General features: G+C 55.9%; 8 protein-coding genes and 1 pseudogene. 7 read left to right on the plus strand and 2 right to left on the minus strand.

Going from position 1 to position 8,126, the window contains the following annotated elements:
- From M0974_RS04300 to M0974_RS04330, 7 genes and pseudogenes are all read left to right on the plus strand, one after another.
- Positions 1-366: pseudogene (locus M0974_RS04300) on the plus strand (alkanesulfonate monooxygenase); the annotation flags it as partial.
- Between the two features lie 316 nt (positions 367-682).
- A complete protein-coding gene (locus M0974_RS04305) occupies positions 683-1,738 on the plus strand; it encodes an ABC transporter substrate-binding protein (protein ID WP_297833193.1) in 1,056 nt (351 codons plus the stop codon).
- A 105-nt stretch (positions 1,739-1,843) separates the two neighbouring features.
- Positions 1,844-2,899, plus strand: a complete 1,056-nt coding sequence (locus M0974_RS04310) for an ABC transporter substrate-binding protein (RefSeq protein ID WP_297833194.1) — start codon at positions 1,844-1,846, stop codon at positions 2,897-2,899.
- 19 nt (positions 2,900-2,918) lie between these two features.
- Positions 2,919-3,689 (plus strand): ABC transporter permease, encoded by a 771-nt coding sequence (locus tag M0974_RS04315; RefSeq protein ID WP_297833195.1) that lies wholly within the window; start codon positions 2,919-2,921, stop codon positions 3,687-3,689.
- 8 nt (positions 3,690-3,697) lie between these two features.
- The gene (locus M0974_RS04320) at positions 3,698-4,468 is read left to right on the plus strand and encodes an ABC transporter permease (protein WP_297833196.1); all 771 of its coding nucleotides are present in this window, start codon (positions 3,698-3,700) and stop codon (positions 4,466-4,468) included.
- Between the two features lie 15 nt (positions 4,469-4,483).
- On the plus strand, positions 4,484-5,302 hold the full coding sequence (locus tag M0974_RS04325; RefSeq protein ID WP_297833197.1) for an ABC transporter ATP-binding protein: 819 nt from the start codon (positions 4,484-4,486) through the stop codon (positions 5,300-5,302).
- 190 nt (positions 5,303-5,492) lie between these two features.
- Positions 5,493-6,611 carry a sigma-54-dependent Fis family transcriptional regulator gene (locus tag M0974_RS04330; protein WP_297833198.1) on the plus strand — a complete coding sequence of 373 codons (1,119 nt, stop codon included), beginning with the start codon at positions 5,493-5,495 and terminating at the stop codon, positions 6,609-6,611.
- 54 nt (positions 6,612-6,665) lie between these two features.
- Here the strand turns inward: M0974_RS04330 and M0974_RS04335 are convergent, their stop codons facing one another.
- Together M0974_RS04335 and pnuC are read right to left on the minus strand one after the other, a co-directional pair.
- On the minus strand, positions 6,666-7,406 hold the full coding sequence (locus M0974_RS04335; RefSeq protein WP_297833199.1) for a UTRA domain-containing protein: 741 nt from the start codon (positions 7,404-7,406) through the stop codon (positions 6,666-6,668).
- Positions 7,407-7,466: 60 nt separating this feature from the next.
- Positions 7,467-8,087: a nicotinamide riboside transporter PnuC gene (gene pnuC / locus M0974_RS04340; protein WP_297833200.1), complete on the minus strand. Its 621-nt coding sequence runs from the start codon at positions 8,085-8,087 to the stop codon at positions 7,467-7,469.
- Positions 8,088-8,126: the final 39 nt, after the last annotated feature.

Consider the following 8,126-nt stretch of genomic DNA (forward strand, 5'->3'; position numbering starts at 1 on the left):
CGGATCGACGCCAAGACCAGCGCATTCATCAAGAACTTCGCCAGTGGTTCAGATTCAGTGGGTGCCGCGCGGCAGAACGCTTATCACCAGAACTCCGAACGCTTTGAAGATTTGATCATCGGCCCGAACCTGTGGGCTGGTTTTGGTAAAGCCAAGCCAGGCCCAACCATTGGTCTTGTTGGCAGCCACGAGAATGTCGCCGAACGTTTGGCTGAATATCAAGACGCAGGTTTCACCACGTTTATCCTGGCCGGCAATCCGCACTTGGAAGAAGCCCTGCGTATTGGTCAGGAAGTGTTGCCGTTGGTCCACGCGCGGCCCGTGCATAACGTTGAATCCATCAGCGAGCGCAAAGTCGCCAGCTAATCATCCAGGATTGCCGGTGTTCCTTCGTCTTACGTGGACCACCGGCAACGCTTCGCATAGCGGTAGGTGCGGACCGCGAAAAATCCACGAGTGCAAAGCCCAGATGTCGCTGCTGCTGATTCACGGCCACCTGTTGATCGGTTGCTGCTGGAGAAGCAACTTCCCGCTCTAAAATCTGTATAGAAAACCTTGTCCCCCGCAGCCACGGGGCTTTGCGACGTCGAAAGGTGCGTGGCATGACGGTTGCAATAACAGTCGCAGGGCAGGTGAATTGTTCACTGCCTATTTTTTCCGATGGCTATTTGGAGACGAGTTCATGAGTCAACCACTAGATACGCTTTGGTACACCCGTTGCCCGGTTCCGACCGGCCTTGGTATCGCCGTGCAAAAAGGCTGGCTGGAAGAGTCACTGACCGCGCAAGGCACACAGATCAAATCATTGCGTGAATCCGAAGAGCTGGCCATTCGCGAATCGCACTTCGATCACACGCTGCGTAATTCAGTCCGACACGGTGGCAACATCCCAGCAATTTGGGCCCGCGCAAGTGGCCGAGAAACCCGGGTTATCGGCCTGTCCTGGGCAGATGAAGTGCAGTTAATCCTAACTACCCAAGACAGCGGAATCAGGACCGTAAAAGACCTGAAGGGCCGCAAGTTTGGCCTACCACATAAGATCGATGCGCAAATCGATTTCACCCGCGCGCAAGCCCTTCGTGGGTTAGAAAACGCCCTTAGGCTTGATGGCCTGGAGGTCAGCGATGTCGAATTGGTGGATTTCCTGCAAGAGGGGACGTTCAGCGACGAGGCGGCCATAATAGTTAACGGCATCGCCAACTTTGGCGGACCACGCAAGAGCCGGCAAAACGCCGAATTAGTTGGTTTATTGCGCGGGGAAGTCGACGCCATCTTCCTTAAAGGTGCCCACGCCATCCAACTTGCCCATCAGTTTGGCCTGCACACCGTCATCGATACCGGCTCACACCCTGAGCCGTTGATTCGCTCCAACAACGGCACACCTCGTACGCTGAGTGTCGATCTGAATCTGCTGGAACAGCATTACGACGTGGCGGTGAGCATTCTCGACGCGGTAGTTCGTGCAGAGCAATGGGCCTGGAATCACCCAGAAGATACCCGCCGTTTTCTCGCCCATGAAACCAATAGCAGCGAATTTTGGGTCACCGCCGCTTATGGCGAAGACGCCCATAAACGCTTAAACACCAATTTGGATGAGCGCTCGATAGACGCGGTTCAGGATTTCACCCACTTCCTGCACCGCTGGAACTTCATCCCGCAGACCTTCTCGGTGCGTGACTGGATCGACACCCGTCCGCTCGAGACACTGCGCAGTTCGGTCGCGACACTAGCGAGCTGACTCGACCCGCTTCGCGTCTTGCAGCCCAGGCTACGAGGCATCCGCCGCATGATGCTAAAAAGCCTGGGCTGCCCGCGTGCCCCTTTTACGCTTGGACCGTTATCAATGAGCAAGCCACTCGACACCCTTTGGTACACCCACAGCCCAGTACCGACCGGCCTCGGCATTGCCGTAGAATCCGGCCGCCTGGCTGAAGCTTTCAAACCTTTTGGCACTAACATTCAAAACTTGCGCGGGTCCTCGGACCGAGATATTCGCGAGGCGCACTTCGACCACCATATGCCCAACTCGGTACGTCACGGCGGCAATAGCCCATCAATCTGGGCCCGTGCCAACGGTCAGGCCACCCGGGTCCTCGGGTTGTCCTGGAGCGACGAAGTACAGCTGATTTTAACCACAGCTGAAAGCGGCGTGAAAACCGTGCGTGACTTGCGCAACCGACGCTTCGGCATTCCCAAATGGGCCAACGTACAAATTGATTACAACCGCGCTCAAGCCTTACGGGGTCTGGAGAACGCGTTGCGGCTCGAAGGCCTGGACGTCCACGACGTCGAACTGGTTGATTATCCGTACGGCGGAACCCACAGCGACGAACCGATACGTCATGTGTATGGCGCGCAGATTTCTGAAAGCCGCAGCCGTCAACGCCGACGCAACAATGAACTGATTGGTCTACTGCGCGGTGACATTGATGCCATTTTTGCCAAGGGCGCGCACGGCATGCAACTGGCCGACGAGTTCGGTCTGCACGTAGTGATCGATACAGGCTCGCATCCAGACCCACTGACCCGCAGCAACATCGGCACGCCGCGTACCCTGACAGTTGACCAGCACATGTTGGACGAGCATTTCGATGCCGCCGTTCTTATCGTTGAAACCGTGCTGCAAGCCGAGCAATGGGCCTGGGCTCACCCTGAAGAAACCCGACGTTTTCTCGCCCGCGAACTTAACACCAGCGAGTACTGGGTCGCTGCCGCATATGGCGAAGACGCCCATCGTCGACTGGTCACCCGCTTTGAGGAGCAATCGCTTGTTGCACTACAAGACCTGACCCATTTCATGCAGCGCCACGGCTTTATCGCTCAGAGTTTTAATGTGCGCGATTGGGTCGATGATCGGCCGCTAGACGCCGTCCTCGGCAACATTAAGTTGGCCGTTTGAACGTCCATAGAGGTGGCCCATGCGCAGCCCGACGCTAAAACGCAGCGCCCTAGGCCTGACCTGGTTTTTTTCGCCGTTGGCACTTTTGCTCGCGTGGACGTTGGTCGCGAAATCTGGCGCATTTTCCGTGCAGTTGCTGGTGCCCCCACAGTACGTGCTGGATACCTTCAAGGAGTTGCTGCACAGCGGTGAGCTGCAGGAACACCTGCGTTTTAGCTTGGGTCGCCTGGGGCTAGGTTTTGTGGGTGGGGCCTGCGCAGGGCTGGTGTTTGGCACCTGTCTGGCACTGTCGAAAAACGTCGAAGCTTATTGCACGCCGTTGTTCCAAACCCTTCGGCAGATTCCGACCATTGCGCTGATTCCAATGTTCATCCTGCTGTTCGGTGTGGAAGAGACTTTCAAGATTTTAATCGTCGCTAAAGCGGTGTTTTTTCCGGTGGCATTGGCCACCAGCGAAGGCATCAAGGCCATCCCGCGTAGCTACCTGGAAGTCGCAGACGTTTACCGGCTGCCACTACGCAGTTTGATTATTGACGTGGCCTTCCCCGCCGCCGCACCACCCATCCTTACCGGTTTGCGCATCGGCCTCAGTAGGGCATGGATGATCTTGGTCGCAGCCGAGCTATTGGCTGCCGACACCGGCTTGGGGCAGATGATTGAGATGGGCCGACAGATGATGCGCATTGACGTGGTGATGGTCGGCGTTGTCGTCACCGGGTTTATCGGCTTCGTGCTCGATTACGGCCTACGCCTTCTGGAAAAACGCATGTTCCGCTGGAAAACCCGCTAGGAGATCCAATGGCCACCTTTGTTCACCGACTGCGTGGATTGCGCGGTGTCTTGCTGCCGCTGCTGTTGATTGCTGCGTGGGAGTACATGTCGCAACGGGACGCCGCGCACGCTTACGCGTTTGCTTCATTAAGCGCAATTGGTACCAGCTTGGGCGAATTACTCAAGAGCGGAGAACTGTATAACAACGCCTTGGCGAGCCTGCAGCGGACCTGTTTGGGCTTGTTGATCGGCGTCGTTTGCGGGGTCGCTGTGGGCGCGTCCATGGCACTGTCACGAATCGCCGAGCGCCTGATCGGGCCGCTTTATCACACCCTGCGCCAAGTGCCGATTCTCGGGCTGATTCCATTGATCGCCCTGTGGTTTGGCAGTGGCGAGTTTTCCAAGGTGCTCATTGTTAGTCTTGCGGCCTTCTACCCGATGACGCTCAACACCTTCGAAGGGTTCAGCCACGTCGAAGCACGATACCGGGAAGTTGGACGTGTTTTCGAATTGAGCCGTATCCAGCAATTCACTCACGTGCTGCTACCCAGCGCCCTCCCCAGCCTCGTCAACGGCCTGCTGCACGCACTTGCATTTGCTTGGGTCAGTTCGGTGGGCAGCGAACTGTTCCTCTCCACTGGCGCAGGCCTGGGCAACCTGATGATGACTGCAGAAGCGGGTGCACGCATGGAGGTCGTTGTTATCTGCGTTCTATGCATCGGCTTGCTGGGCTACGCCATGAACCAATTATTTTCCCGCGTCAGCCGCCATTTGCTGCGCTGGCGGGATCTTCGCTGACAGGTTGGATAAACGATGACAGCATTGCTTAAAGAGACACTGGTGGGCACCGAACTGAAGCTTCCTGGCGCTTTAGATATTCGCGGCCTGAGCAAGGAATACCGTATCGAGGGCAAGCCGCTGCCGGTATTGGAAAACATAAACCTGCGGGTCAATGCGGGCGAGTTTGTCAGTATTGTCGGTGCCAGCGGCTGCGGTAAATCATCCCTGTTGCGGCTGATAGTCGGACTTGAAGCGGAGTACAGCGGCGATATCTTGCTTGACGGACAACGCATTGAGGCGACCAGCCTGGAGCGCGGAATCGTCTTTCAGGACCATCGGTTGTTCCCGTGGAAAACTGTCGAACAGAACGTGGCGTTGGCGCTGAAAAACCATAAGCTGCCCGCCGCCGAAAAAACCCGACTGGTGGCCGAACACGTGAAATTGGTAAACCTGCAAGGATTTGAACAGGCCTACCCACATCAGTTGTCCGGCGGCATGGCGCAACGCGCAGCTATCGCCCGGGCCTTGATCAATAAACCAAAAATCCTGTTGCTTGATGAACCCTTCGGCGCCCTCGACGCATTGACCCGAATCAACCTGCAACGTGAGTTGCAGCGAATCTGGGTGCAGCAACGCAGCACCATGATCATGGTCACCCACGACGTGGAAGAAGCGCTTTACTTGGGGGACCGGGTCATCGTGATGGACGCCCGTCCGGGGCGCATCCGCCATGAAATAAAGGTCGATCTGCCGCACCCACGGGATCGAGCCTCACCGGTGCTACAGAAGCTCAAAGAGCAACTATTAAGTGAATTGATAGGCAGTGATCTGGACGCCGCAAAGGCTCATTAGACGAATAAAAAACGGTCGCTAACTGCTGCTGAGCCAACAGTTTTTGCTGATCGGTTGCTGCTCTACCAGCAGTTTTTAGCTGCTTTTCTACATAGCTGTTTTTCGAATATATACAGACGAATTTAGACGTTATTTATCTAAGACAGTTTCGTGCATTATTCCCCAGCGCTCTCTGCTTCAGGAATAGATCATGGCTTTACTCACGCACCCTAATGCGCGCGAACTGACTAAATCGGTTCGTGCCACCGTCTTGGTTTTTAACGACCCGCGCTCGCAGGAGTTGCTCACTCGCATTGAGCGTTTAGCGCCCAGCGAAGCCAATGCGTTGATCACCGGCGAGACGGGCACCGGCAAGGAGTTGGTGGCCCGTCATATTCATAATTTGAGTAGACGCAGCAAAGAGCCCTTCGTGGCGGTGAACTGTGGATCTTTCCCTGAAACCTTGGTGGAAAGTGAATTGTTCGGCCACGAAAAAGGCGCTTTTACCGGGGCCACCAGCAGCAAGGCCGGCTGGTTTGAGACCGCCAAAGGCGGCACGCTTTTTCTCGATGAAATTGGTGATCTTCCGCTGAACATGCAGGTGAAGTTGCTTCGCGTGTTGCAAGAGCGGGAAGTTGTCCGCCTGGGCTCGCGCACGCCTATTCCGATTAACGTGAGGTTAGTAGCTGCAACCAACGTCAACCTGGCCGATGCCGTGGTTGCCGGGCACTTTCGTGAAGACCTGTTCTACCGACTGCACGTCGCAACTATTCGCCTGCCCCCGTTGCGTGAACGTCCTGGCGATACATTGCCGTTGGCTGAGTTTTTTCTTGAGCAGCACTGCCAACGGCTGGGCTACCAGCATGCAACGTTGAGCCCTGAGGCTGAGCGAAAGCTACTCAGCCATAGTTGGCCGGGGAACATTCGTGAACTGGAGAATGCGATTCACCACGCACTGTTGGTGTGCCGTCATCAAGTGGTGCAACCCGACGACCTGCAATTAGCCGATTTGCGCAGCATCGGAATTCGTCAGGAAGCTGCAGCTCAACTCACCCAAGCACCTTTAGCGCCCGCCAACCTTGAAGCAGCCCTGACCGCGCTGTTTGAGAGCAACCTGCCAGACCTTTATGAGCACATCGAAGAAGTAGTCTTCAGAACGGCGTACCGGTTCTGCCACGGTAATCAACTGCAGACAGGCCGCTTACTGAACATCAGCAGAAACATAGTAAGGGCGCGGCTGGAGAAGATTGGGGAAATATCGGCGTGCGGGATCAAAGGAGCAATTGCCGAGAACTCTCTTACAGCGAGCACATCGACCAGTAATCACTGATCATTGACCAGCATAAATTCTGGACAGTGCACCCGGCATAACACCGGGTACGGTTTAAGCATCAAGCGCACGGGGATAACGGGTCTCCATGACGATTGCAAGTGCATCGGGGCGCCAGAATTCCTGATCGAATTCTACTGGCTGGTTATCTTCACCGAAGTTCAAACGCTCCAGGTAAACGCTGCTGGAACCGACGGACAACTGCAGTAACTCGGCTTGATGGTCATTCATCGTTCCGGTGTGCATTGTCAATTCGCAGCGTGATTGAATGCGCCCGAACCGTTCGCGCAAGACGCTTGTCAGCGACGTGTTGAGATCAGCCTCAAGCAAACCAGGGCACCAACTCGCAACCAACGTATTGAGCTCCAACAATACCGGCCGACGGTCTACCCAGCGGCGACGTTGCAGATAAAACATGGGTTCGTCGGCTGACGCGAGTCCCATCCGCTTTGCGAGCCAAGTGCCCGCAGGGCGTAATTCCGCATGCAGGCATTCGGTAATCGGCGTTCGTCCCTGAGCCGCCACGTACTCCATAAACCCAGTGATGCGCGTAGGGTCATAACGAATTCTCTGCGGACTGACAAACCAGCCACGGCGGTTCTCCCGGTACACGAGCCCTTCGGCTTCCAACTGCTGTAATGCCTGGCGCAGCGTCACCCGCGTGCAACCAAACCGCTCGGCCATCTCTCGTTCTGACGGAAATTTATGATCCGCCAACGGCGCCCCGCAGGCGATGTCAGTAGCTATTTCGTCACGAATGCGCAGGTAGTGCGGTGATATCGGGTCAAATGGCATGGGCAAATCCGACTGGAATGATGAAGGCACCCGGCGCGACCGGCCTAAGCGTTGGCACGCTCACGGTGTCACTCGCGGGACTGCGGACGTTTGCTCGAATGAAACCTGTTTATTCAGAGATTCCTGGCGAACCAGATCGCTCTTCCAAGCCCTCAAACCGTAAAACGCTAATACCACGAACCCTGCATACAGCGCCGCCGTGAGTTGAAGGTCTTTGAATAGATACATTCCCACGTACACCGTGTCGAGCACGATCCATAACCACCAACTGACCACATACTTGCGCGCGGCCCATATGCTGGCGACCAGACTGAACGCAGTCAGCAATGAGTCCAGCCAAGGCACCGCAGCGTCAGTGAACGTCACCATCAGGCTGCCGAGCAACACGGCGCCGAGCACGCCAAAAATCAACCCGAGCCAACCCTCACGCCGCGGTAGGCGAGCCACATGGACCTTGCCTTGGTCAACACCGCCACGGCTCCAGCGCCACCAGCCATAGCCTTGAAGAACCGCGAAAACACCTTGCAACAGCGTGTCGGAATAGAGCTTTGCGTCGTAGAAAATCCATGCATACAACAACACAGCAACCACGCTGACCGGCCAACACCAGCGGATGCGTTGAGCCGTCAACCAGACCCCGAGAACGTTGACAATCACAGCAATAATTTCAAGCGTAGACACGGCTAATCCTCAAACAAGTAGACAGGACATCAAAAATTC

It is taken from the genome of Pseudomonas sp., assembly GCF_026224925.1.
GTDB lineage: Bacteria > Pseudomonadota > Gammaproteobacteria > Pseudomonadales > Pseudomonadaceae > Aquipseudomonas.

What these genes read in the sequence shown, in the direction of transcription:
- M0974_RS04320 (WP_297833196.1), top strand. Translation starts at nt 3,698, where the DNA reads ATGGCCACCTTTGTTCACCGACTGCGTGGATTGCGCGGTGTCTTGCTG.
- M0974_RS04335 (WP_297833199.1), bottom strand. Translation starts at nt 7,406, where the DNA reads ATGCCATTTGACCCGATATCACCGCACTACCTGCGCATTCGTGACGAA.
- M0974_RS04315 (WP_297833195.1), top strand. Translation starts at nt 2,919, where the DNA reads ATGCGCAGCCCGACGCTAAAACGCAGCGCCCTAGGCCTGACCTGGTTT.
- M0974_RS04305 (WP_297833193.1), top strand. Translation starts at nt 683, where the DNA reads ATGAGTCAACCACTAGATACGCTTTGGTACACCCGTTGCCCGGTTCCG.
- M0974_RS04325 (WP_297833197.1), top strand. Translation starts at nt 4,484, where the DNA reads ATGACAGCATTGCTTAAAGAGACACTGGTGGGCACCGAACTGAAGCTT.
- M0974_RS04310 (WP_297833194.1), top strand. Translation starts at nt 1,844, where the DNA reads ATGAGCAAGCCACTCGACACCCTTTGGTACACCCACAGCCCAGTACCG.
- M0974_RS04330 (WP_297833198.1), top strand. Translation starts at nt 5,493, where the DNA reads ATGGCTTTACTCACGCACCCTAATGCGCGCGAACTGACTAAATCGGTT.